The organism is Thermogladius calderae 1633 (assembly GCF_000264495.1).
In the GTDB taxonomy this organism is placed as follows: Archaea; Thermoproteota; Thermoprotei_A; order Sulfolobales; family Desulfurococcaceae; genus Thermogladius; species Thermogladius calderae.
This window is the reverse complement of the sequence record NC_017954.1, coordinates 276,547-299,649: the sequence shown is the minus strand read 5'-3', so window position 1 is coordinate 299,649 and position 23,103 is coordinate 276,547. Positions and strand designations below refer to the sequence as shown.

The following is a 23,103-nucleotide window of genomic DNA, read 5'->3' as shown; positions in this document are numbered from 1 at the left end:
AGGGAGTGAGTAGAGCTAGAAAGAGAAGAAGGGAGGTAGCGGCTCCCCTGACAGCAGCCGGGCTCGTCAGGTTCTACGAGGAGTCCGATGTGGGTATCAAGGTAAAACCTCACCTACTTATAATACTAGCTCTAGCCGTAAGTATAGCGGTGATCGTGTTACAGAAAGTATACCCCTTGTACTGACGTAGCGCTAGGCTCACATGTGCTTCTTGACCCACTCCCAGTTCTTCTCCACGTACTCCTGTATACTCTTTAGTAATTCGTCGTCGATCCTCCTAAACCTGCCCTGCAACTTTAAGTACTCCTCGACAGGCTTCCTCTTCGACGGGTCCACGTAAGGTCTGCTCGGGCCCGAAAGGTGGATCTTTCCATCGTAGTACTCGTAGAGTACCCAGAGCCCTGACTCTACAGCCAGCCTCGCGATCTTGACAGTATACCTCGGGTCGAACCTCCACCCTATCGGGCATGGAGCGTGCAGACTTATGAACCTGAAGCCCCTGATTTTACTGGCCCTAACAAGCTTGTTGTAGAAGTCGTGGACGTAGCCTACGCTAGCTGTAGCCACGTATGGCACGCCGTGCGCTATCATGATCTTGGCCACGTCCTTCTTCTCCTCGCTCTTCCCTATTATTGGTGTAGTTGTTGTCCACGCCCCTCTAGGCGTCGAGGAACTCCTCTGGATACCCGTGTTCATGTAAGCCTCGTTGTCGTACATTATGTATATAAAGTCGTGGTTACGCTCGGCCGCACCGCTCAAGGATGCCATCCCTATGTCAGCTGTACCGCCGTCGCCGGCCCAGGCTATGACCTGGACGTCCGTAACACCCCGCTTTTTGAGGGCCTCCGAAACGCCCGAGGCTACTGCCGCTGCAGAAGCGAATGGTACGTGTATCACGCTGGCCCTCAAGGAGTTACCGGGGTACATCCCTACGACGACCGACGAGCAGCTCGCTGGTATAACGAGTATCATCTTATCTCCGAACACCGCGGAGAGAACCTTCCACGCTATCGGTATAGGGCACCCCGGACAGGCCGCGTCGCCCGGCAACACTACGTCTCTGGTCTTGTAGGGCAAGGGTGGCCTGCTCATCTGACCACCTTACCCTTGTGGTACCACTCGAATACATTTACGCCGTCAGACTCCACTTCGTGGACAAACCTCTTCAATATCCTTGAGAAATCGTCCGACGTTATATTGACACCGCCGATCCCAGCGACCACATTCTTAATGTAGGGGGTTTTTCTCGTGTGTTTTAAGAATGAGGCAGCAGTGTCTAGGAAGATCGGGCCGTAAGACCCGAAGCTAATGGCCCTATCGAACACCAAGACGCCTTTCGTCGAGTTAGCCTTCTCGAATATATAGTCGCCAGGGAAGGGCCTGTAGTACCTGATCCTCAGCAGACCGACGCTGTACCCCTCGTCGCGCAACTGTGATACGGACTCCATCAAGTCCCCTGACCAGGCTCCCATACTGATAGCGACGTACTTGGCGTCCTCGCACTTAAAGCACTCCACAGGCCCTTTGAAGGGCCTCCCGGTGATCTTAGAATACTCCTCTTCTACCTCCACTACGACTTTCCTAGCCTCCTCCATGGCGTTCTGTATGTCCATAAAGAACTCCTCGGTGTCCTCCGGCAGGGCGAGGTTGCCTATTGCCATGTACTCACTGCCGTCCACAACGTACGGTTGCCTCCTGGGCCCGAGCCACTCGTCAACCAAGTTTTGCTCCGGTATCTCGACCGGCATGGAGGTGTGGCCCAGTATAAACCCCTCAATCCCGACCATGACCGGCAAGTAGACTCTAGGATCTTCACTGACCTTGAAAGCCTGCAACGTTAAGTCGAAGGCTTCCTGATTATCCATCGCGAAGCTCATAATCCAGCCTGTGTCCCTCTGATCCATGTAGTCCGTGTGGTCGGGCCAAATGTTCCACGGGGGGCCTAGTGTCCTCGTAACAATACCCATGACAATGGGGGCGCGGGCCCTCGAAGCCCAGTGGACCACCTCGTGCATGTACAAGAGTCCCTGACTACTCGTGGCTGTAAATACCCTCGCCCCGGCAAGGGCCGCCCCGAAACAGGCGGCTAGTGCTGAGTGCTCCGACTCGACCCTTATCATTACGGCGTCTAGCTCGCCCTCCTCTATGAACTCTGCCAACTTCTCTACCACGCTCGTCTGAGGCGTGATAGGGTAGGCTGCCACGACGTTTACTCTAGCAACTTTGGCCGCGTACGCCAAGGCGTAGTTGCCTGTTAAGACTAGTTTCAACCCCACGGTCCTCACTCCTCCGGGACCATTTTAATCGCGAGAACAGGACAGACATCCGCGCACAGACCACACCCCTTACAGTAGTCGTAGTCGATCGAGACTCCAGCGTCGGGTTCGACCCTAATAACGTTGACAGGGCAATGTATTTCGCACAGGTAGCACCTCGTGCACTTGTTATTGTCTACTACTGGTCTCTCGAGCCTCCAAGTACCCGTCTTCCCCGCTACCCCGACAAGAGGTCTCGCGATGGGCAACCTGTACTTCGAAGGCTCAACTATGACCTTCATCAGACCACCCTAACAGTCTGTTCATAAGCATCCTCCGAGGCCTTCGCGTTGACCTCGCCTACCCTCCCCCCGAAGTACCTCTTCACAGCCTCCACCACCGCGTTCTTAGACACTACTCCTATAGCCCTAGAGAGCGCCCCCAACATACCCGTATTGACTACGGGCCAGCCAGCTATAACTAACTTGTTTTTAACCGCGATCTCTGTAGCGTTTACAACGTATATGGAGTAGTCTCCTTCGAAGCGTAGCTTGAGGTCTCTGGGTATTTGGGTGTGCGGGGAGTTCAACACGAGAACTCCCTTATCCCTAAGGGTGAACTGTGATGCGTAGTCCTGCTGGACAAGCTTGCCATCCAGTACCACCACGACGTCCGCCGTGTTGAACATGCCGTGCCTCAAAATCGGCTTCTTATCTACCCTCGCATAAGCTGCCACCGGGGCCCCTCTTCTCTCGGCCCCGAAAAAGGGAAAGCCCTGAGCGTGTAGGCCTTCTATCATAGCGGCCTCGACGAGAATGTTGGCAGCTGTTACAGCTCCTTGCCCCCCTCGTCCTATAAACACTATTTCAAGCATTAGTCCACCAATGAAGAACCATGTCTCGCCAGCATTAAAAATCTTATATACGCGTATAATGTTCTATGTTTCAAACGTATGCATTTGTGCTTATCTACAAGGGTACCACTCTTTATTACACTGAGTTCCTATAGTTGTAAAGGTGAACGAGTGGTGGTCTAGTTGACCATTTACTGGGAAAGGTGTGACTTCTGCGGGCAGCACAACGCCACTAGAGAGTGCACAATGTTTCCCGGCAACTATGTCTGCCCGCATTGTTGCCTTGCCTGCATGAATAGGTCTGTTTGCCCCAACCCCGTGTGGAAGTTCGCCTTCGAGCTGAGGCCCGCAACGAGACCCTCGCGCAAGACCGCGGGTAAGGAGGCTCTACTAGACCTACTCTCCAAGCTTGAAGAAGGAAAGTAGCTCTACTCGACTCTGGGGGTCAACCAGTATGTGATGGACCCTCCTCCTTCAAGCTCGAAGACTATCTTCATGGGCTTGTCGTTGTCGAATGAGAACGTGATATTCTTAGACGCCGAGGCCGCCCTGGTAGCTAGCCTCAGTAGGTCGATGCTGTAGCTGGCTTTCGCTTCCTCCACGGTCGAAGCCACAGAGATGAGGGGGGAGCCTTCCTCGAGTATTGCCCTGTACTCCTTTTGTTGCTCGCCCGAATACACGTGGAGCTTGTTTTCTCTAAAGTGGAAAGTGGCGTAATCGCCCACGGTTTTCAAGTCTCGTATGAGTAGCTTGAAGTCGCTGGCCAACATTGTCACTGTGACTCCTAACTCGATGTCGAGGTCTGGCACCTCCTCTGGTATACTCTGCTTAAGCTCTACGAAAAACGTCCTCTCCACGCCAGTCTTTTTGTTCCTGAAGATCGTCTTCAGTACACCAACCGATTTATCGAGTTCCAGTACTAAGATATCTGTTCTACTCCCTCTCCTGAGAACTCTGTTAAGATCCGTTGAGGACACGACGAAGTAGTCTTCTACTTCGAAATTGTACTCCTCGAAAGCCACGCTCGGTATCTTAACTATGATCATTGCTGTTTTGTCAGGACTGAACACCTTTACCTCGAGAGCCTCAGGTTTAATGTAGAAAGGCGCTTCATCCGTGATCTTGACTATCGCCGAGGCTATAGACTTGAATTTGCTACCAGACGGGTATGTCGCCCTAAACAAGTAGCGCACCTTCACTAAATTATAAACTCCAGTATTGTTATAAGCTTGCATTAAAAGCAGGCATCCGCAAGCCTAGTAAGGGTAGTAAACAATGCAGATCAAAGTCGTAGTCGACTTCGCGGGGTCACCACACGTGGTTCTAGACAAGGAGAGCGCTATACGATTGCTGAGCACACTAGCCGAGGCTATGGGCCCTTCGAGGAACCTATCAGAGTCTATTAGAATTGTGAGCAACTTCGAGGAGTACTACAGGTTAAGCAGGAAGAGGTTCGAGGAGTTCGTATTCCCCCCTAAAGACCCCGCGGAGTCTCTGAGAGGGTACACCGTAGTTCAGAAGCTGAGGCTGACTAAGAACGGGGGCGAATACGTCGAGATAGTATTCGATCGGAGGACCAGGATAGAACTTATAAAAGAGGCACTAGGGAAGATAGGCTACGTTGACGTAACTATAGAAAGACAGAGCATCTAAGAACTAGACTCTCCTTTCTTACCCTTACGCTTAGTCCTCGTCTTTTTCTTCTTGCTCTCCACTTTTCTGCTTTTCTTGGGCGTGGCTGCTTTCTTCTTCTTGGCTTTTTTCTTTCTCACGGTCTTCGTAACCACCGGTAGGCTAGCAACTGACTTCAACGACTCTAAGCTCTCCTCCCCGGCTATTACTCGCTCCCACTTACGCGTGATATCGACTAACTGCTCTAGCATTGCTATCTTACTAGGCGTTACTTCGACTTCCTCGGCCTCCTCTTCCGCTAACTCTTCGGTAGCCGGCTCCGTTGCTTCGGTAAGCTCTTCGCTCTCCTCCTCGTAGATCATGAGCCACACCTCAGCAAGTTGGTTTATATCTAGATACAAGGAATATATTTTCACTCCCTAGTAGCCCTACCAGGTAGTATCCGGGCTTAAGATTGACTAGAGTCTTCTCGACTAGCCTACTCCTACCTGGCGGCCCACCAGGTGACAGGATTCTAGCAGCGTAACTAACACTCCTCGGCTCGCCGAGACCAAACACCACTCTTATACCCGAGTTGACTATTATGGACTCCGGTAGCAAGTATGGGTTTTGAACAACCAATATCACGCTGAAGCCAAACTTCCTGCTCTCCATGTACAGTCTCGACATTACGTCTTCGACGGCCCTGCTCCTCATTAACAGAGCCGCCTCGTCGAGAACTATGGCTAGCCTTCGTTTTACAGACCTAGAGTACATCTCGCTCAATACAAGCTGGAGGATGGTGTCCACGTAGATGAACCTAGTGTAATCGTCTGGTATATCTGATAAGTTTATGACCGCGCTCCCTTCAAGCGTCCACGAACCCCCGCGTGCTGTGTGTGGTCGGGAGAAGGCCTCCTCTAGGGTCTTCACGTATGGGAGTATAGATGAGCAGGAGGGTTTTTCAAAGGACTCGGACTCGCAAATCTCGACTAGGTCTCTTAACGAGGGTGGCTCCCTTGTCCAAGTTCTCTCGTCCTCGTCAACTATACCCTTCCTCTCGTACGCCTTTACTATCAATTCCTCGAGCGCTCTGCGCTGGAGTGGGCCCAAATTAAAGAAGCTGGAAACTACGTCCGCCAGTCTACGCGCCCTCTCTCTAGGGGGGCTAAGGCCCAGGTAGAGGATGTTTATCCCCATCTGCCTAGGATTAATACTTCTAGCTCCCAGGGTCTCGAGCAGGTCTACGTACTCGTTGTGAGGGTCGAATATTAGCACGTCTACGTGTCCTCGACTAGCGATATCTTTTATGAACCCTTTGACAAACGTGGTCTTACCCATACCCGAGGACCCGACCACTATCATGTGAGAGTTAACGAGTTTTCCAGGATCCAGCTTGAGAGGGGCTCCTAAACAGGCCCAGTACCAGTCTTCTGCAGGTTCTTCGAACCCCTTTAGCTCCACGGGGCATATCCTCCTGCCTCTACGTGCCACGCCTAGCCCGGTCCCTAGGTTAAGGCCGTTCTCGCTCACCAGTCCGCTCACACCCCTAAATCTGTAGCCCACGTTAACCGAGAGGCTGTAGAGGAAGTCGGTTAACAGAATTGGGGGTGCCAATAGCCCCGAGGACGACACAGCGGCTAGCTCCATCGATTTAGCCAGCTGAACACCCCCGTAACCTTCCGCGTGGACGGCGTTATAGATGCAGGCCGTGATAACTCCTAGGACGATATTAGCTGGTAGTATGGGCAGAACATTCAGGGGGAGGCCTGTGATAACAGAAGCGTAGAAGCTCACTATGTTGAAGACGGCTAACGAGTAGAAGTACATAGGAAGAGGTTCTACGAAGACAGCCCAACCACGCTTTCCAACGTAGCTGATAGCACTTAGAGAGCCCGGAAGGTACTTCAAGACGTCAACGTGTAGCAGCTTATAGTAGACGAAGTACAGGGAGATACCCGCCCCGGTCGCTAGGTACACCAAGTTATCTAATGACGCGTGTTCGGCACTGCTCGTAGAGTACACTACTAGGAAGTAGAGCCAAACGCTATTGAGGGCGCCGAGTACTACTGATGTGTAGAGTATCGAGGCGATCAAGCCGTATACAACAGCAACAACTACGGCTACAACGGGGGCCAGTGTAACGACCTGGAGGAGAGCCAGGTGCCCTCCCGATAACCCTGTTTTATAAAAGTAGTATACGTAGAAAGCCACTAGGGAGAGCTCGGTGGCCAGTAGTAGTAAAGCCCTAGGGGGTCTAGCTATGAACATGCCTCTAGGAGTTACCTCTCTACTGTTTTCCTCAGGTTCTCTTCGAAAGGCGGGTACACAACACCCTTCTCGGTTATAATAGCTGTTACGAGGTCGGGGTCCGTTACGTCGAAGGCGTAGTTCAACGCTTTGACGTTCTCGAGTGTTATGAGTCTCCCCATAACTGTTTTCACTTCCATGGGGTTCCTCTCCTCGATCACTACATCTCTGATACCCGACTTCAAGTCTATCGTGCTAGTCGGGGCGGCGACGTAGAAGGGCACGTTGTTCCTCTTCGCGGCGAGAGCAATCATGTAGGTGCCTATTTTGTTCACCACGTAGCCCTCGCGAGTTATCCTGTCTGCCCCGACTATCACTAGGTCTACCAGCCCTTTTCGTATAACGTAGCCGGCCATGTTGTCTGTTATCAGCGTAACGGGTATACCCTCCTTCACCAGTTCCCAGACGGTCAGCCGTGCTCCCTGGAGTAGAGGTCTTGTCTCGGTCGCTATCACCTTTATCTTCTTCCCCCTATACCACGCAACGCGCATTATCGCCTCTGCCGTCCCGAAAGCCGACGTGGCTAGGGCGCCGGCGTTACAGTGTGTGAGTATAGTTGCTCCTTCCGGCACTAGATCCGCCCCGTACTCGCCGATTTTTATGTTTGCCTCGATATCCTCGTTTAGAATGCTCAAGGCCTCCTCCGTGAGGTCGCCCGCCAGACTACGTGGGCTCAACCCAGCCGAGGCCACAAGCCTCTTCCTCATCCTCTCGAGAGCCCAGAACAAGTTGTAAGCTGTCGGCCTAGTTCTCCACAGCAGGTCGATGGCCTCGTTCAGCTTTTCCACGACATTAGGACTGTTTTCCGAGGCCAGCTTATTGGCGTACGCCGCTACAGCGAGAGCGGCTATGACGCCTATTGCTGGAGCACCCCTTACTTCCATCTCGACGATAGCCTTGGCCACTCTTACGGGGTCGTTACTACATATAACCTCTTCCTCGAACGGGAGTTTCAGAGTGTTTATCCAGCAAACCTCACGCTTGGTCTCGTCCCACCACACAGCCTTGACTGTTAGAGGGTACTTGTACGTATACATTATAACACCTTGTTAAGTGTAAGTGATTTCAAGAAGACTATTTTAAGGTATGCTCAATGAGCGTAGTTGTAAGGGTAGACAAGAGCTCTTGTACAGGTATTGTAGAGGACAGTAACGTTCAAGAGCTCGAGGAGAAGTGGTTTGGAGAGAAAAGCGGTGACGTCCTAGTCCTGAACGTTATTGAACTATCCTACCTGCTGCTCACCGGGAGAGCCGTCGCCGATGTCGAAGGTAAGGTCGTGAGGAGCCTCGAAGACCTCATGAAGACGTCTGCGGAGTGCTTTAAGGACTACTCTTGGTCTAACCTGGTCGTTTACAAAGACCTAAGAGACAGAGGTAGAAGAGTCAGGATAGTTGACAAGAATACTTTCATGATGAAAGACAAGCACGGTGACATTAGACTAGTCTTAGTCCTAGAGGAGAAGAGCAGGCTAGGAGTCAAGGACATACTCGAATTCGCAGAGAAGTCCACTAGGAACAACGTGTCCCCTATCGTCGCCGTGGTGAGCCTCCAAGGGGAGGTAACGTACTACGAGGTCCATAAGATCGAGCCCGTATAGAGAGGAGGGGGCTGTACCAGAGTCAAGCTGTTTGACGTAGTTTTATCAGTGAGTATCCCAATTAACATGTGAAGACCAGGGATCTACATGGAGGCAGAGACCCTAAACCCCCCAAGAGGCATGAGGGACATTACCGGCGACGAGGCCAAGCTGTACTACACCCTGTTCAGCCTTTTCTCGGAGACCGCCTCGGAGAACGGTTTCGAGCCCATAATAACCCCGACTGTAGAGTACTACAGGTTGTTTGAGGCCAAGAGCGGCGAAGAAATTAGGAAGAGCATGTACGTCTTCGAAGACAAAGCCGGTAGACTACTAGCTCTAAGACCAGAAGTGACCGCCAGCGTGATAAGAGTGTACCTCAAGGAGATGAGGGCTAGACCTAAACCCATCAAGCTGTACTATATCTCTCAATGCTTCAGGTATGAGGAGCCGCAGAAAGCTAGGTACAGAGAGTTCTGGCAGGGAGGCCTCGAGATCATAGGAGACGAGACCGTCAACGCAGACGTGTCCGCGGCCTATACCGCCTCAAGGTTTCTCGACAAGTTGAGTCTAGACCACAAATACCTGGTTGGGAACGTGGCGATATACAGGGCCTTCATGAACATGTTCAAGATCCCCAGTGAAGAACAAGACCACATACTCCACTTGGTAGACAAAGAGATGGACGACCAGTTGGAGAAGGAGTTGCTAGATAGGTATGGTAGCACGGTGAGAGAGGTCGTGATCAAGTTGATGAGGGGTACCCTCGACAGCGTAATAAGCCTCGTGGAGGAGTTCAAGAAGGAGCTGGGAGACGAGTACAATAAGGTGATGAAAGAAACGAGGAGGCTTGAAGATTTCTCTAAGACCCTGTCAGACCTAGGCTACAAGGTGGAGTTCAGCCCCAGACTCGTGAGAGGGCTGGCGTACTACACTGGTCTTATATGGGAGTACAAGGCGACGAGAGGCTTAGAGCAGAGCATAGGGGGCGGTGGTAGATACGACGGGCTCACGAGTGTTTACAGCAATGTCTACGAGTATTCCACGGGTCTGGCACTAGGGCTGGACAGGATCGCGCTAATCTTGATGGACTTGAAAGACAGACTTCTCGTGAAAAGAGGGCTATCAGGTGTTATAGTGGTCTTGTCCGAGAACATACCTTTGAGTGTAGGGTACGGGTTAGCCAAGAGGCTTGGTAGCAAATTCGCCTCGCTCACTGTTCTGGCGACAAAGAACCTCGACAAGGCGCTTAGAGTGTCTAGTAGAACGGGGGTCGACCTAGCTCTGATAATTGGCGAGAGGGAGTTTAAGGATGGCAAGGTGACGGTTAGAGATCTAAACAAGAAGAGACAGGAAGAAGTACCGTTGAAGTCGATCGAAGACTACATAGACACCTACGCTACCAAGCCTGGTTCAACCTAGCTTTATTAGGTTCGAATTAGAATCCTATCAAGCAGGTCTCGTAACGGTGTTTCTACATGCCCAAAGTTTACGTGGAGAAGATAAGCAACTACGAGTGGAGGATACCGAGGTCTTACAAGCCCTGTATGAGAACAGACTCTATAGTGTTCGCTGACGAGTTTCTGCTAGAGAAGATGAACGAGGACTTAACACTGGAACAGGCGGCTAACGTAGCTTGCCTTCCTGGTATACAGGAGTACGCCTACGTCATGCCCGACGGCCACCAAGGCTACGGCTTCCCAATTGGTGGCGTGGCCGGCTTTGACCTAGAAGAGGGCGTGATTAGCCCTGGTGGTATCGGGTACGACATTAACTGTGGTGTCAGGGTACTCAGAACCGACCTTGACGAGGAGGACGTGAGGGGTAGACTCAAGGAGCTGGTAGACGCACTATTCAGGAACGTACCGAGCGGTGTTGGCTCCACAGGTAAAATAAGGCTTAGCACGAGAGAGCTGGACGAAGTCCTGAACCGCGGGGTCGAGTGGGCTGTAGAGAAAGGATTCGGCTGGAAGGAGGACATGGAGTACATTGAAGAGCACGGGAGCTGGAGGATGGCAGACTCAAGTAAAGTGAGCAATGTAGCAAAACAGAGAGGGCACGAGCAACTCGGCACTCTTGGAGCTGGCAACCACTTCTTAGAGATACAGGTGGTAGACCACATCTACAACCCCGACATAGCCAAAGTACTCGGTTTCGACCACGTTGGTCAAGTTGCTGTAATGATACACACAGGTAGTAGAGGGCTTGGACATCAGGTGGCCAGCGACTACCTCATCATCATGGAGAGGGCCATGAGACGGTACGGCATCTCTGTCCCCGACAGAGAACTGGCAGCTGTGCCGTTCAAGAGTAACGAGGGGCAGGACTACTTCAAGGCAATGGCAGCTGCTGCGAACTTCGCCTGGACTAACAGGCAGTTGATAACCCACTGGACACGCGAGAGTTTCAAGGAGGTGTTCAAGAAAGACCCTGAAGAGCTCGGGCTGCACATAGTCTACGACGTGGCACACAACATCGCGAAAATAGAGGAGCACGTGATAAACAACAAGAGGTACAAGGTGGTCGTTCACAGGAAAGGGGCCACGAGGGCTTTCCCTCCAGGACACCCTGACCTACCGGCCAAGTACAGGAACATCGGACAACCAGTCCTGATACCTGGAAGCATGGGGACGGCGAGCTATATACTCGTTGGCGTGCCGGAGGGGTACAGGACGTGGTACAGTGCCCCACATGGGGCTGGGAGGTGGCTGAGCAGAGGGGAGGCCATCAGGTCTTACAGCCCTGACCGAGTAATAAACGAGTTGGCGAAGAAGGGGATAGCTGTCAGAGCTGCTACCAAGCGCGTTGTCAGCGAGGAGGCGCCTGAGGCTTACAAGGACGTCGACCGCGTGGTCTTGGTGGCCCAGAAGGTAGGGATAGCTAGCCCTGTTGTCAGGCTGAGGCCTATCGGCGTAGTTAAGGGCTAGGTAGCAACACGATCGCTAGAAGGCTTCCAAAGAGCAACAACCCGATTTTTCTGCTCCTGAACAAGCCTATACCCGATATGCTTACTGCTAGTGTAAAAGTGTTGAAGAAAGTGGAGTAGGCGATGACTTTCGCTTGGCCGAAGTCCAACACTCCCCCGATAGTCTTGGACATCGAGTGCACGAGTATGTAGGAGACGTATACTACTGCGGGGAAAATGTAAGAGTAGACCATGTAGGTCAACCCCCTTCTCTCGAGCCGTGCTCTAGCGTCGGATACTAGCTCTACAAACCTGAGCACGTAAGACGAGATTCTCTCGTGTCTCGAGGTGTATTGCAACGGTGCCAGTAACTGGTACATCGCCCTCCGCGCCAAGTCGGGTAGTGCTCCCAGTAGTTGAGCGTAGTCGTACCCAAGTAACAGTACTCTCTTGAGGAGCTTCAGAGGGTCGCTCCTGAACTCGACATGGTGGAAGACATGCTCGAGGGGTATCCCGTGCCTCGTCATTGAGAACGCCTCTTCCAGGAAGTCCACGACGTTCTTCTCGACCTCCACCGCCCTCCTGGCAACTGGGATCACCAGGACTAACGCCGAGGCGAGCAACAACATGTGAACCAGAGTCCACACGGCCCCTAGTTCCGTGACGAGCGTAAGGCCCATTAGAGTTATCGTGGCCATGTGCTCTGTTCTCGAGAGTGTTAGAACGTTCTCCGAGACCTTCAATACTATCAAGTACGAGGCCAGGGCAGCCAGTATGATAGCGGAAGTCAACAGCTTCGGGTCAATCCCCGATATCGGTACTACCGATAGAGCTATCAAGCCGAAGACCGCTAGCATTAAACCCTCGTATACGCCCTCCATGAACTTGAGCATGCCCTCAAGCCTAGACTTTAGATACGACGAAACTCTCTCCAGGTACGACTCGACGAACCTCGACGTCTCGCCACTCGTTGTAGCCACCTCGCTGTAGCCCCTCAGGAAGTCCGCGACCATTTGAGAGCCTGCTAGCTCTGCCAGTTTCCTTAGAGCGCTGTAGTCCTCCATCATTGTCTTTTCGAGGACCTTGAACTTGTTCGCTAGTTCCTTGATGTAACCACTGGCCTCAACTCTCCCCTCGGCAATCTCTACTAGCAACCTGGGTAGTCTAAGACCGCTGGTCTCAAACGCGAGGAGGAGAGTCAAGAACTCCATGAACTCTAGCTCGGACACTTTAGATGTGGTCGTTAAGAGAGCCCTGGCTTTCCTGATTTTCATAACGCTAGTTCCCGCCGAGTAGGCCCCTACTACGGTAAAACTCGTTGATCATCCGCGCGAGCTTGGTTTCCTCGAAGACGCCGTTCGACACGAGCCTCTCTAGAAAGAGACTTCTCTCGGTCAGCTCCTTCACGAGACCCCTTGCTCCCATCCTATCCTCGAGTCTCAGGGACCTGGATGCCATCTCCCCTACATCGAGGGGCTTAAACACCCCCCTCTCAAACCACGCTACGTCGACCACGTCGACTTTCTCGGTTATCTCGGACACCCTCGTGACTCTCCTCCCGTAGCCTGTCTGTTCGACTATGACTATCGACCATATGTTGCCGAGGAGGTTCTTCGGTATCGATATAGGGTACGCTGTGAGCCTCTTCAAGACGGAGTCTGGGCTGTCGCCGTGAATGGTGTTAAGGACTCCGTGCCCGAGCCTCGACGCCTGGACTAGGACCCTGGCCTCCACTCCCCTCACCTCACCCACCACTATGTAGTCAGGCCTCCTCCTCAGACTCGCCTTTAGCAAACCATACATGTCGATGTTCGTGCCAGGGTCTATCACCGACACTCTCTCTACGAGCGGGTCCCACTGCTCGCTCGATAGGAATAGCTCAGGCGTGTCCTCGATAGTGACGACTCTCCTGTTGTATGGTATGAGGTTGAGCAAGCCCTGTAGTAGGGTGGTTTTACCTGCTCCCACGCCTCCGGCTACGATGACCCAGCCCTTCAACTCTATCACAAGCCAGAGGTACGCCGCTATAAGGCTGTTGAGCACGCCTTGGTTGATGAGCTGTGTCAATGTCCAGGGTTTCTCGGGCCTCTTCCTGATGACGACGCTACTACCCTTCCTAGAGACGTCCCCGCCGAAGATGACGCTAACCCTGTAGCCTTCCTTGGTCAGCCCCTCGGCGATCGGAGACGCTAAGCTCACGTGCTTCTTGACCTTCCTGGACAGGCTTAACGCGACTTTGTCGACAAAGCCTTCTCTGACAAGCAGGTTCGTCTTAACCCAGCCGTAGTGGCTGATTGTCCTGTGAATCACCCAGACTCTCCTGTCGAGAGAGTTGAGAGCAACCTCTTCAACCAAGGGGTCGAGGAGTATAGGGTACAAGGGTCCGTAACCCGTTACTATTTTCGCATAATGGTAGTAGACTCTACTCACAGACTCCTTCGAGAGCCCCTTTAGTTTACCGTTGACCTCTGTCGTCAAACACTCCACGTCTACGCACTCGACGCCTTTGGAGAGCACGTGGCCGAGTACTTCAACCTCAGTCTCGTCCAGAGGCGGCTCTTCCACGAGGTAGTAGAGGAACCCGTCTCCCCCCTCCGCGACCAGAACCTTGACCACGCCGCCGACAGTGTACTCCTCGAAAACCTTGTTTACTTCTACTTTGTCGTATATGGTACTAGAAAGATAGTCTTGTACAAGCTTAGAAAAGAAGTTCTTCTGCTTGTAGGTCGCTTGCGAGAACATACCAAGTGCGAGGAGGTTTTTGAACATGGAAAAAACACCTAGTAGTACACGGGCACCTTAACTAGGTCTGTTACCCCACTATTCCCATTAGAAGTATAGTTCACGGAAATGTAGACCTGGCTGGAGGCCGCAACAGCGCTTGTAACGGTGCTGTTTAAGCCGACGTTGATGGCGATCGTGCTTCCAGCCGGCACCTGGTTCGATAGGGAGACCGAGTAGGTGCCACCACTCGTGTACACAGTAACGCCTGTTATGTTCGCGGGTATATTGCCTAGATTGCTAACCTGTAGTGTCAGCATAGATGTCGAGTCTAGCACTACTATCTTTGCGGACACCACCTTCAAGCTAACGTATTGCTGAGGAAGCGACAGGTAGTTCATTACGTAGTTGTATATTAGTAGCCCCCCAGCCACCGTTATCACTAGTAGTAGGGCCGCCGCTACGAGACCTTCTACGCCCTTCAAGCCTGTACACCCTAGTCGAAAAGGGGTGACTTTAAACAGGTTGTTAAGAATAGTTTTAAATAACCGGGTGGTCGCGGGGTACAGCGAAACTAACCCCCTTAGTCCCCTAGTTTAAAGACGTCTATTGGTGGATTTACGGAAAGGAAGTAAGGTGAGATGTTTTGTCGGGCGAGACCGTCGAGAAGTACAAGGCAATCAGCCCAGCGGAGTTCTTCTACAAGTACAAGGAGATAGCCGGCTTCGCCAACCCTGCTAGAGCACTCTACCAGACAGTCAGGGAGCTGGTCGAGAACGCTCTCGACGCCACCGACTCCCACGGGATACTGCCCGATATAAAGGTCGTGATCCAGAGGGCAGACCCGGTTCAGGAGTTCTACAGAGTAACCGTCGAGGACAACGGTATAGGTATACCGCCCGATATAGTGCCAAACGCTTTCGGCAGGGTTCTGTTCAGCTCGAAGTACGTCCTGAGACAAACGAGAGGCATGTACGGACTGGGCGTCAAGATGGCCGTCCTATACGGGCAGATGACTACCGGCAGACCGATCGAGGTGATCACGAGCAAGAGGGAGTACAGGAGGATCTACTTCTTTAAGATAAGGATAGACATCAACAAGAACGAGCCCGTGGTACTGGAGAGAGGTAGTTGGAGGAAGCAGAGGGACTGGCACGGCACGATAGTGTCCCTCACGATCGAGGGGGACTGGGGAAAGGCCAAGGCTAGGATAAAGGAGTACATCAACAGGACTGCTACTGTGACGCCCTACGCTAACATAGTCATGTACACTCCCGACAACGAGGTAACCCTGTATAAGAGGGTCATAGAGACCATGCCCAGACCCCCGAAGGAGGTCAAGCCGCACCCCTACGGTGTGGACTTGGAGATGCTGAAGATGATCATAGAGTCCGGCAAGGAGCCGACGATACTCGAAGTGCTAGTCGAGAACTTTCAGAGCGTTGGTGAAGTAACTGCTAAAGACCTCTTGTCGAAGGCGGGCATAGACCCTTCCTCGAACCCGAGGAACTTGAAGGAAGACGACCTCCTCAGGCTGATCAACACGATGAAGTCGTACAACCAGTTTAAACCCCCGTCAAGCTCGGCTATATCACCCCTGGGTGTTGAGGTCATAAAAGCCGGGCTTACAAGGATGTTCGAGCCGGAGTTCGTGGACGCTGTAACAAGGAAGCCGTCGACCTACGAAGGACACCCGTTCATAGTAGAGGCGGGGATAGCCTACGGCGGTAAAGTCCCGCTCAGCGAGGCCGACAAACCGATTCTACTGAGGTACGCGAACAAAATACCGCTACTCTACGACGAGGGTAGCGACGTGATAACTAGCGTTGTTAAGGAGGACATCGCATGGGACAACTACATGGTGGCTTTCCCAGCCCAGCTAGTGCTACTGGTACACGTTTGTAGCACGAAAGTGCCGTTTAAGGGCGTCGGCAAGGAGAGCATAGCAGACGTACCCGAAGTCCGTAGGGAGATCAAGCTCGCCATCTCGGAGGTCGCCAGGAGGCTCAGAGGGTACTTAACGGCTAAGCAGAAAGAGCTGGAGACGCAGAGGAAGGTAGTGCACTTAGCCAAGTACATACCGGAGATCGCTAGGTCTCTCGAGGTAATATTCTCCGGGGACGGGTTTGACAAGGGCACCCTCGTAAAGAAGCTCGTAGGGATTATATCGGCTAAAACAGGTATACCAGAGAACAAGATCAACGAGGTAATCAGGGGCGTCGAGATAGGTGCTTAGGAGGGGCATCTATGTCGAGTGTAGACGTTAAGGCGAGGATGAACGCTATAGGTGTGTTGAAGGAGAAGTTCAAGATCATACTAGACCAGATACAGAGAGGCGAGAAGCCGATTCTAGTCATGCCCAAGAGGGTCCTGTCCAACACGATCTACGACGAGAAGAACAAAATGCTCCTCCTGGGCCCCGACGTGCTTAGGAGGTCGCTCATCGACGTAAACGAGGCTAGGAAGTTCATGCAGACCCTCTTAATGGCCTCCATAATATACGAGGCACTAGTCAACAACGAGTACCCCACTATACGTGACTTGTACTACAGGGGTAAGCACAGTATAGGGTACAGAGACGTAGACGGGAAGATGGTGCACGAGAACACCTGGGACGAGCAGAAGGAGTCCGACAGCGTCATAAGAGACCTGGAGGTCTTCATGAACGTCCTGAGAGAGGAGATGCTCATCCTAAGCAAGGAAAAAGGGAAGGTAGTAGGGAACCTCGTGATCAGGAGCGGCGATGACACGATAGACTTGAGCAAAATGGGGCACGGGGCCTACTCGATCGAGCCCACCCCCGACCTGGTGGAATTCAAAGACGTGGACGCAGAGTACGTGCTGGTAGTCGAGAAGGACGCTGTATTCCAGCAACTCCACAGGTACGGGTTCTGGCGGAAGTACAGAGCCATACTAGTCACGAGCGCCGGGCAACCCGACAGGGCCACGAGGAGGTTTGTTAGGAGGCTCAACGAGGAGCTAAAATTGCCTGTCTACGTGTTGACGGACAGCGACCCCTACGGTTTCTACATCTACAGCGTCTTCAAGATAGGTTCTATAACCCTCTCCTACGAGAGCGAGAGGCTCGCTACTCCTAATGCTAGGTTTATAGGCGTCTCTATGACGGACGTCTTCGGTGACGAGGTCTTCCGCAAGGTTCTAGACGAAGTCAAGGAGGTAGGCGGGTTCACTAGAACTACTCTGGGCAAGCTCAAGAAGAAGCCCTACTTGTCGGAGAGCGAGAGGAGGAACTACGTTATAAAGGCGAAACAACGCGACGTCGAGCGCGCGGTGGAGCTCGTGGGGTACGATGTAGCTGACAAGTGCGTAGAAAGCTCCGAGCTCAGGTCTAAGCTCAAAAAGAAGGAGGGTCTTACGGGCTACCCGTGGTTTAGAACTCCGGACTGGGTCAGAGAACTCTGTATATTCTTCAAGACCCTTAACAAGCTCGAGATAGAGGCGATGGCCAGTAAGGGTCTGAAATTCCTCGCGGATACGTACATACCGAGTAAGATAGAGGGTGGCGACTGGATAGACTAAAACACGGGTGTAACTTCTCCTCTAAGTTAAGACTTCACCCACCCGGCGTCCCGTGCCACGGGCTGTCCTTCCATACCGCGTCCCACAACTCCTCTTCGCCGAACTTCTCCTTCACCGCCACCTTGTCGTGTATATCGAGTAGGAGTGTATGGTGCCTCTTCTCGTCGTCGAGTATTGCCGCCAGTATCAGCTTAGAGTAGGGCTCCTTACTCTCCTCCAGGAGCTTCTTAGTCTTCGCGATCATCTCTGCCTCGGCTTGTATGTGCTTGACGATGCCCTCCCTAATGTACTCCAGCTCCTCTTCCGTTAAGAGTGGTAGCCCACCCCTTGCTATCTCCGCTAGAGCCTGGTACATCAGCGAGTGTTTCAGGGAGTCTTGCGCGACGCTCTCTATCAAGGCCTTAAGAAGCGGGTGCCTGAACTTGCTCGTTATGGACTTGAGCTCCTCGGCGTACCTCTTCTCTACCTCGGAGTACTCCTGGAAAAGCCTCACGAGGTCCTCCAACAAGACCACCAACTATCAGTATTGTAGACGCTAAGAAATAACGTTTAGCTTCGGACAGAGTGAAAGTTTCGGCCGTCTCTACCCCTCTTTATTAAAGCCGAGTATAGTGAGGTCATCGAAAGTGATTATAACAGGCTTGAGGCCGGTAGACGACCTCTTGAACCCGGTTGGCAGGTACTGGAGTATAGAGTTCTACGGGGACTCTTACGTTCTAGATTACCTGTTTCACAGGTCTATAGCAATACAGAGTAGGCGAGGCCAGGTCTATGTAGTCGTCTCTCTAGAGTTCGGAGGTATCAGGACAGACCTCGTAGAGGCGTTTTGTAGGGTCTTCGACTGTAGGCTGACAGCTGTAAGTATTAGCAGGGCTTTCAAATCAAGAGACGTCGTACGCATACTAGAGAGCCTGACAGGTGTAAGAGACTCTACGGTCATCCTTCTATACCCCTACAACTTCCTAGGAGACGACCCCTCGACCTACTACGAGGCTACCGAGATATCGGGGCTTATAAACAGGGTATCGGCAGAGAACACCGTTCTCATCTTTAACACTACAACGAGGTTTGGATCGAGGATGCCGGAGGGCGGTAGTATGCACCACCATGTAGTCGAGGTTATACTCAGAGTCGAGAGGCTGGGAAGGAGCGTGGTAGCAGAGCTCGTAAAACACCCCGCGAAGCCCACTGGCCTGAGGAGGCTTTTCAGAGTCGAGCTACTCAAGGAGAAGACCGCCCCCGTCGACACTGTTAGCTTACTGAACTGGGTGAGAGTGGGCTGATTGGGTAGGACAACCCCTTCTCTCAAGGAGCTCGTCAACAAGTACCTGGAGAGGTGGTCTAGCCTACTACCACTACTAGACCCCTGTACTAGGGCCGCGGTCAAGGAGGTTCTCGAGAGGGCTGATTATTCGGCCTCCCTATTGTCGTACAAGGGCGTCGTGGACCCCCTAGAGCCTCTCGTTTTCCATCTTTTACTCGTAATAGCGGAGCTAAAGGCGGAGTATGAAGGTAAACAGTGTAAGTGAGTGTAACAACAAAGAGAGAGGGCTATGGATCCTAGACGCGAGACCATCGCCTAGTGGAGGCGTCGTCCTAGAGCTATTCGACGAAAGCTCTGGCGTGGTCAGAGAGCTGCCAGTCGGCCTGCGCTTCTACGGTTACATAGAGGCACCCGACCCGTACGCTGTATCCAGGGAGCTTGTCTACGAGGGTATCGTAGAGAACGCGTGGGTCGAGGAGTGGTTTACACCACCCTACTACAGGGATAGAGAGGAGATAGTGGTCTTCTCTGTCAAGAGCTTACACGAGCTGAGAAGGATCACGAGTACCGCCGAGAAGAGGGGCTTGAGACCGGTCAACAAGTACCCTCACCCGTTGGTCGAGTCCCTGTACAAGAGGGGTGTTAGACCTCTAACCAGGGTCTGCGAGACCAGCAAGGGTTTTACCACAGCTTGGAGGCCTAGCGAGAGAGACCCTGGTCTCAGGAGTTTGGTCGTGGACGTCAGGAACGGGGCCTACCTAATCGGCGGTAAGACCCCCGTTAAGTTCCATACTGTGAGGGACCTGGCTGTCTACATAGCCGAGTACCAGCCACTACTAGTGTTCACGGAGCCCAGTGTTTATCTCAGGCTTGTATCGACGTACCCGGAGGTGAATAAGTCTGTTGGGAAGTGGGTTCTAGGAGGCGCTTTCAGCCCCCACGAGTACTTCGAGTGGTCTAGGCTGTCTTTCACACCACTAAGCCTCATGAACAACGTTACGATAGGTAGACTGCTCACTACCATCGAGGTGCTCGTGTCTAGAGACTTGAGGTACATTGTCAGGAAAGACCACTCTAGGCCGGAGTATTTTAGGCGGATAACAGACCTGATGTTACTCGACCGCGGAGGCGTGGTGTTTAAGCCTAGGCCGGGCCTTTACTGGGGGGTGTGCCAGGTCGATTTCAAGAGTCTCTACCCGTCTATTATTGCCAAACTGAACATCTCGGGCGAGACTGTGAACGACCCTGGTTGCGGTAGCAGAATAAGCCTAGACTACGCCGCCAAAGAGGTATGCGTGGACAGGAGAGGGGTCGTTCCTATGAGCCTGGAGAGACTGCTAGAGCTGAAAGAGCTCTACGAGCAGCTCTACGAGGCTACAGGCGACGAACTGTACTATGAAAGGAGGAGTGCTGTTAAGTGGCTTCTTGTGGCCAGCTTCGGCTATCTAGGCTACAGGAACAGCTTGTTCGGCTCTATAATGGCGCACGAAGCTGTCACGGCTACGAGTAGAGAGATAATGAAGAGAGCCTCGGAGGAAGTCGCCAAGAGGGGCTACAAAGTAGTGCACGCCATTGTAGACAGCCTGTTCATAGGTGGTGTAGCCGACGCGGAGTACTGCGCGGAGCTGGCCACGGCCATAGAGAGGGCTACTGGTTACAAGACTAAGGTAGAGGCCTACTACGTGTGGCTGTACCTCCCCAGAGAACTAAACGGTAGCAGGGGCGTAGCCAACAGGTACTACGGGTTACTCCACGAGGGGGGCTTGAAGATAAAGGGTGTACTAGCCGTCAGGAGGGATACCCCCGAGATCGTGAGACAGGCAGAGCTTGAAGCGTTCAGTAAGTTGACCGAGGCGAGAGACCCCTCGAGCATGGCCGAGGCTCTTAGCGCCGCCTACGACGTCGTGAAGGACTATGAGAGGAGGCTGTTAGAGAACGTCGACGTTAGGCTCCTCCTCATGACTAGGTCTAGGCGTGCGAGAGGCTCCTACAAGAGGCCGCCCAGGTACGTCCTGGAAGGAGACGGCGCGGCACACCAGTTAATCGCGCTGAAGAGTGGTCTCGCCGTCTACGACGAGGAGGCCGGCGCCGAGGACATAGACCTTGGGTACTACTTGAGGTTACTCGAGAAAGTGAGGAAGGAGCTACCAACGCCGGAAGACGTCTTTAGCGCGTAGGGCTTGCCTCCCCCATATGTAGCGTAACAGTTATATACTCAAACATAATAGTGTACCATATTTCGGTGATGCGTATTTATACAGGTAAGATCGAGGAACGGGGGTTACATTCGGGTAGAAGGGTTCAGAGTACGCGTCGTAGAGAAGATTAGGTTCCCATCCTTGGAAGAAAGACTGCTCGCTATTAGAGAAGCAGGGTTTAACACCTTCTTACTGAAAGCCGACGACGTGTTCCTAGACATGTTGACAGACAGCGGAGTTAACGCTATGACCGTTGAGCAGCTGGCCGGCATGGTAAGTGCCCAAGACGCGTACGCCGGTAGCAACACCTACGAGGAGCTTGCGAGGGCGGTGGAGGAAGTGCTCGGCTTCAAGTACACACTACCGGTCCACCAGGGCCGGGCCGCCGAGCACTTGATAGCGAGGACGCTCGTAAGACAGGGTAGTTTCGTGGTCACCAACTTCCACTTCACTACGACCAGAGCCCACGTCGAGCTCGCGGGAGGGGTTCTAGTGGAGCTGCCCATCCCGGAGGCGCTCGACGCGTCCAGCGAACACCCGTTCAAGGGCAACATGGATACCGTGAGGCTAGAGGAGTTCCTGGCACGTAACCACGAGAGGACGGCGTTCGTCAGAGTCGAGGCGCTCGCGAACCTCCTAGGCGGTCAGCCTGTTTCGATGGAGAACATTAAGCTGGTCAAAGAGATCTGCGAGAGGTATGGTGTACCACTAGTTATAGACGGTAGTATGATAGACTGGAACTCCTACTTCGTAAAGGAACGCGAACTAGGGTCTTGGCCTCTCGGCAAGATAATTAAAGAGTTCGCCAGTCACGCCGACGTATTCTACATGAGTGCACGTAAAGCGGGCTCGGTTAGAGGGGGTCTACTTGCTACAAACAATAGAGAGCTCTACGAGAAAATAGCCGTACTACTCCCGGTTTTCGAGGGCTTCCTATCCTACGGCGGTATGTCTGTCAAGGAGATCGCAGCTCTCGCAATGGGTCTAAGGCAGCTAACCGAAGAAGAGTTGATAGGGTCCGAGATAGAGCTCATAAGATACGGTGTAAGGGAGCTAGATAAGGCGGGTGTACCCGTTGTTAAACCACCAGGCGGTCTCGGCATCCACGTTGACGCGTTGAAGTTCCTAGAGAACGTCCCCCGCAATAGGTACCCCGCGGGGGCTTTAACGGCCGCCTTCTACATAGCGTCCGGCATCAGGGGGATGGAGCGAGGTGCTATATCCAACGACAGGCTACCTGACGGGAGAGAGGAGTACCCAGCCCTCGAGCTAATGAGACTAGCATTCCCGAGGAAGACTTACTTGAGAAGCCACGTAGAGTACCTCGTGGACAGGCTTGTATGGCTCTACGAGAACAGAGACGTAGTCAAGGGGCTCGAGTGGGTTTACGAGCCGCCCGTCCTCAGGTTCTTCCTTGGCAGACTAAGAGACGTGGGTAACTGGAGCCAGACCCTGGCAGACAAGTACAGGAGAGAGTTTGGAGAGCGGTAGGACAAGTTCACTGTAGGCAAATAGGGTAAGTTTAATCAGTTGCTTCAAATGTCTTAAGACATGAATACACCCTGGTGAACGATATGAAGAGGCTTGTAATGAGGATCAAAAGCGTTGGATGCCCCGGCTGTATAGCGACGGCATTAATACACTTGTTCAAGATTAGGGGGGTCAAGGGAGCGCGTGTGGTAGGGATGAATATTATCGTCTTACTAGACGACGATGTAGACCCTAAAGTAGTGGTTGAAGACCCGGTGATAAACGAGTATTACAGGGTCCAGACGTGGAGCGTGGAGGAGTACAAGAGTGAGGCGTTAGCTGGGCAGTACTCGTTAACTCCTCGCTGACCGAAGTTAAGTTTATATAGAAGTCTTATCAT

General features: G+C 52.8%; 25 protein-coding genes. 13 read left to right on the top strand and 12 right to left on the bottom strand.

The window, feature by feature from the left end:
• Positions 1-5 precede the first annotated feature (5 nt).
• On the top strand, positions 6-185 hold the full coding sequence (locus TCELL_RS01615) for a preprotein translocase subunit Sec61beta (protein WP_157864680.1): 180 nt from the start codon (positions 6-8) through the stop codon (positions 183-185).
• A gap of 13 nt (positions 186-198) precedes the next feature.
• Here TCELL_RS01615 and TCELL_RS01610 read toward each other — a convergent pair whose 3' ends face one another.
• Genes TCELL_RS01610 through TCELL_RS01595 form a run of 4 tightly spaced genes read right to left on the bottom strand, consistent with a single transcriptional unit; the run spans position 199 to position 3,129 of the window.
• Positions 199-1,092, bottom strand: a complete 894-nt coding sequence (locus tag TCELL_RS01610; RefSeq protein ID WP_014736985.1) for a 3-methyl-2-oxobutanoate dehydrogenase subunit beta — start codon at positions 1,090-1,092, stop codon at positions 199-201.
• Entirely contained in the window at positions 1,089-2,276 is a 1,188-nt protein-coding gene (locus tag TCELL_RS01605) for a pyruvate ferredoxin oxidoreductase (RefSeq protein ID WP_048163543.1), read from the bottom strand. The genes TCELL_RS01610 and TCELL_RS01605 overlap by 4 nt, the downstream gene beginning before the upstream one ends.
• Positions 2,277-2,281: 5 nt before the next feature.
• Positions 2,282-2,557, bottom strand: coding sequence for a 4Fe-4S binding protein (locus TCELL_RS01600; protein ID WP_014736983.1), 276 nt, complete (start codon positions 2,555-2,557; stop codon positions 2,282-2,284).
• The gene (locus tag TCELL_RS01595) at positions 2,557-3,129 is read right to left on the bottom strand and encodes a 2-oxoacid:acceptor oxidoreductase family protein (RefSeq protein ID WP_014736982.1); all 573 of its coding nucleotides are present in this window, start codon (positions 3,127-3,129) and stop codon (positions 2,557-2,559) included. The genes TCELL_RS01600 and TCELL_RS01595 overlap by 1 nt, the downstream gene beginning before the upstream one ends.
• A gap of 270 nt (positions 3,130-3,399) precedes the next feature.
• Between TCELL_RS01595 and TCELL_RS07595 the strand changes: the two genes are divergently transcribed.
• Complete coding sequence (locus tag TCELL_RS07595; protein ID WP_014736981.1) at positions 3,400-3,534, top strand: hypothetical protein; 135 nt, start codon at positions 3,400-3,402, stop codon at positions 3,532-3,534.
• A gap of 2 nt (positions 3,535-3,536) precedes the next feature.
• Here the strand turns inward: TCELL_RS07595 and TCELL_RS01590 are convergent, their stop codons facing one another.
• The gene (locus TCELL_RS01590; protein WP_238529028.1) at positions 3,537-4,301 is read right to left on the bottom strand and encodes a DNA polymerase sliding clamp; all 765 of its coding nucleotides are present in this window, start codon (positions 4,299-4,301) and stop codon (positions 3,537-3,539) included.
• 82 nt (positions 4,302-4,383) lie between these two features.
• On the opposite strand from TCELL_RS01590, the gene TCELL_RS01585 reads away from it, so the two are divergent.
• Positions 4,384-4,761, top strand: a complete 378-nt coding sequence (locus TCELL_RS01585; protein ID WP_014736979.1) for a hypothetical protein — start codon at positions 4,384-4,386, stop codon at positions 4,759-4,761.
• Here the strand turns inward: TCELL_RS01585 and TCELL_RS01580 are convergent.
• The 3 genes from TCELL_RS01580 to mtnA are packed head-to-tail and all read right to left on the bottom strand — an operon-like array spanning position 4,758 to position 8,066.
• The gene (locus tag TCELL_RS01580; protein ID WP_014736978.1) at positions 4,758-5,102 is read right to left on the bottom strand and encodes a hypothetical protein; all 345 of its coding nucleotides are present in this window, start codon (positions 5,100-5,102) and stop codon (positions 4,758-4,760) included. The two genes, TCELL_RS01585 and TCELL_RS01580, sit on opposite strands and share 4 nt — an antisense overlap.
• 10 nt (positions 5,103-5,112) lie before the next feature.
• The gene (locus TCELL_RS01575) at positions 5,113-6,990 is read right to left on the bottom strand and encodes an ATP-binding protein (protein WP_014736977.1); all 1,878 of its coding nucleotides are present in this window, start codon (positions 6,988-6,990) and stop codon (positions 5,113-5,115) included.
• An 11-nt stretch (positions 6,991-7,001) separates the two neighbouring features.
• Complete coding sequence (mtnA, locus tag TCELL_RS01570) at positions 7,002-8,066, bottom strand: S-methyl-5-thioribose-1-phosphate isomerase (RefSeq protein WP_014736976.1); 1,065 nt, start codon at positions 8,064-8,066, stop codon at positions 7,002-7,004.
• Between the two features lie 56 nt (positions 8,067-8,122).
• Between mtnA and TCELL_RS01565 the strand changes: the two genes are divergently transcribed.
• The 3 genes from TCELL_RS01565 to TCELL_RS01555 all read left to right on the top strand — a co-directional run bounded on the left by TCELL_RS01565 (position 8,123) and on the right by TCELL_RS01555 (position 11,532).
• Positions 8,123-8,626, top strand: a complete 504-nt coding sequence (locus TCELL_RS01565; protein WP_014736975.1) for an endonuclease — start codon at positions 8,123-8,125, stop codon at positions 8,624-8,626.
• Positions 8,627-8,713: 87 nt separating this feature from the next.
• Positions 8,714-10,027 (top strand): histidine--tRNA ligase, encoded by a 1,314-nt coding sequence (gene hisS, locus TCELL_RS01560; protein WP_014736974.1) that lies wholly within the window; start codon positions 8,714-8,716, stop codon positions 10,025-10,027.
• A 56-nt stretch (positions 10,028-10,083) separates the two neighbouring features.
• A complete protein-coding gene (locus TCELL_RS01555) occupies positions 10,084-11,532 on the top strand; it encodes an RtcB family protein (RefSeq protein WP_014736973.1) in 1,449 nt (482 codons plus the stop codon).
• Here the strand turns inward: TCELL_RS01555 and TCELL_RS01550 are convergent.
• Genes TCELL_RS01550 through TCELL_RS01540 form a run of 3 tightly spaced genes read right to left on the bottom strand, consistent with a single transcriptional unit; the run spans position 11,522 to position 14,716 of the window.
• Positions 11,522-12,784, bottom strand: coding sequence for a hypothetical protein (locus TCELL_RS01550; protein ID WP_014736972.1), 1,263 nt, complete (start codon positions 12,782-12,784; stop codon positions 11,522-11,524). The genes TCELL_RS01555 and TCELL_RS01550 overlap by 11 nt on opposite strands.
• Positions 12,785-12,788: 4 nt before the next feature.
• A complete protein-coding gene (locus TCELL_RS01545) occupies positions 12,789-14,279 on the bottom strand; it encodes a type II/IV secretion system ATPase subunit (RefSeq protein ID WP_014736971.1) in 1,491 nt (496 codons plus the stop codon).
• Between the two features lie 11 nt (positions 14,280-14,290).
• On the bottom strand, positions 14,291-14,716 hold the full coding sequence (locus tag TCELL_RS01540; RefSeq protein ID WP_014736970.1) for a hypothetical protein: 426 nt from the start codon (positions 14,714-14,716) through the stop codon (positions 14,291-14,293).
• Positions 14,717-14,877: 161 nt separating this feature from the next.
• On the opposite strand from TCELL_RS01540, the gene TCELL_RS01535 reads away from it, so the two are divergent.
• Both TCELL_RS01535 and TCELL_RS01530 read left to right on the top strand, forming a co-directional pair.
• Positions 14,878-16,467, top strand: a complete 1,590-nt coding sequence (locus tag TCELL_RS01535; RefSeq protein WP_014736969.1) for a DNA topoisomerase VI subunit B — start codon at positions 14,878-14,880, stop codon at positions 16,465-16,467.
• A gap of 11 nt (positions 16,468-16,478) precedes the next feature.
• Positions 16,479-17,771, top strand: coding sequence for a DNA topoisomerase IV subunit A (locus TCELL_RS01530; protein WP_014736968.1), 1,293 nt, complete (start codon positions 16,479-16,481; stop codon positions 17,769-17,771).
• 34 nt (positions 17,772-17,805) lie between these two features.
• Here the strand turns inward: TCELL_RS01530 and TCELL_RS01525 are convergent, their stop codons facing one another.
• Positions 17,806-18,285 carry a ferritin family protein gene (locus TCELL_RS01525; protein WP_014736967.1) on the bottom strand — a complete coding sequence of 160 codons (480 nt, stop codon included), beginning with the start codon at positions 18,283-18,285 and terminating at the stop codon, positions 17,806-17,808.
• Positions 18,286-18,382: 97 nt separating this feature from the next.
• Here TCELL_RS01525 and TCELL_RS01520 point away from each other — a divergent pair, with 97 nt between their 5' ends.
• The 5 genes from TCELL_RS01520 to TCELL_RS01500 all read left to right on the top strand — a co-directional run bounded on the left by TCELL_RS01520 (position 18,383) and on the right by TCELL_RS01500 (position 23,071).
• Entirely contained in the window at positions 18,383-19,054 is a 672-nt protein-coding gene (locus TCELL_RS01520; RefSeq protein WP_157864679.1) for a hypothetical protein, read from the top strand.
• On the top strand, positions 19,055-19,300 hold the full coding sequence (locus TCELL_RS01515; RefSeq protein ID WP_014736965.1) for a hypothetical protein: 246 nt from the start codon (positions 19,055-19,057) through the stop codon (positions 19,298-19,300).
• Positions 19,278-21,212, top strand: coding sequence for a DNA polymerase domain-containing protein (locus tag TCELL_RS01510; protein WP_014736964.1), 1,935 nt, complete (start codon positions 19,278-19,280; stop codon positions 21,210-21,212). Before TCELL_RS01515 ends, TCELL_RS01510 begins: the two co-directional genes overlap by 23 nt.
• 78 nt (positions 21,213-21,290) lie before the next feature.
• Positions 21,291-22,724: a tryptophanase gene (locus TCELL_RS01505; RefSeq protein ID WP_048162885.1), complete on the top strand. Its 1,434-nt coding sequence runs from the start codon at positions 21,291-21,293 to the stop codon at positions 22,722-22,724.
• Positions 22,725-22,807: 83 nt separating this feature from the next.
• The gene (locus TCELL_RS01500) at positions 22,808-23,071 is read left to right on the top strand and encodes a hypothetical protein (protein WP_014736962.1); all 264 of its coding nucleotides are present in this window, start codon (positions 22,808-22,810) and stop codon (positions 23,069-23,071) included.
• The last annotated feature ends 32 nt before the right edge of the window (positions 23,072-23,103 follow it).

Bases quoted from the DNA above. Each gene is read 5' to 3' on its own strand.
- TCELL_RS01610 (WP_014736985.1), bottom strand. From the start codon at position 1,092: ATGAGCAGGCCACCCTTGCCCTACAAGACCAGAGACGTAGTGTTGCCG.
- TCELL_RS01600 (WP_014736983.1), bottom strand. From the start codon at position 2,557: ATGAAGGTCATAGTTGAGCCTTCGAAGTACAGGTTGCCCATCGCGAGA.
- TCELL_RS01595 (WP_014736982.1), bottom strand. From the start codon at position 3,129: ATGCTTGAAATAGTGTTTATAGGACGAGGGGGGCAAGGAGCTGTAACA.
- TCELL_RS07595 (WP_014736981.1), top strand. From the start codon at position 3,400: ATGAATAGGTCTGTTTGCCCCAACCCCGTGTGGAAGTTCGCCTTCGAG.
- TCELL_RS01585 (WP_014736979.1), top strand. From the start codon at position 4,384: ATGCAGATCAAAGTCGTAGTCGACTTCGCGGGGTCACCACACGTGGTT.
- TCELL_RS01580 (WP_014736978.1), bottom strand. From the start codon at position 5,102: ATGATCTACGAGGAGGAGAGCGAAGAGCTTACCGAAGCAACGGAGCCG.
- TCELL_RS01575 (WP_014736977.1), bottom strand. From the start codon at position 6,990: ATGTTCATAGCTAGACCCCCTAGGGCTTTACTACTACTGGCCACCGAG.
- mtnA (WP_014736976.1), bottom strand. From the start codon at position 8,066: ATGTATACGTACAAGTACCCTCTAACAGTCAAGGCTGTGTGGTGGGAC.
- TCELL_RS01565 (WP_014736975.1), top strand. From the start codon at position 8,123: ATGAGCGTAGTTGTAAGGGTAGACAAGAGCTCTTGTACAGGTATTGTA.
- hisS (WP_014736974.1), top strand. From the start codon at position 8,714: ATGGAGGCAGAGACCCTAAACCCCCCAAGAGGCATGAGGGACATTACC.
- TCELL_RS01555 (WP_014736973.1), top strand. From the start codon at position 10,084: ATGCCCAAAGTTTACGTGGAGAAGATAAGCAACTACGAGTGGAGGATA.
- TCELL_RS01550 (WP_014736972.1), bottom strand. From the start codon at position 12,784: ATGAAAATCAGGAAAGCCAGGGCTCTCTTAACGACCACATCTAAAGTG.
- TCELL_RS01545 (WP_014736971.1), bottom strand. From the start codon at position 14,279: ATGTTCAAAAACCTCCTCGCACTTGGTATGTTCTCGCAAGCGACCTAC.
- TCELL_RS01530 (WP_014736968.1), top strand. From the start codon at position 16,479: ATGTCGAGTGTAGACGTTAAGGCGAGGATGAACGCTATAGGTGTGTTG.
- TCELL_RS01510 (WP_014736964.1), top strand. From the start codon at position 19,278: ATGAAGGTAAACAGTGTAAGTGAGTGTAACAACAAAGAGAGAGGGCTA.
- TCELL_RS01500 (WP_014736962.1), top strand. From the start codon at position 22,808: ATGAAGAGGCTTGTAATGAGGATCAAAAGCGTTGGATGCCCCGGCTGT.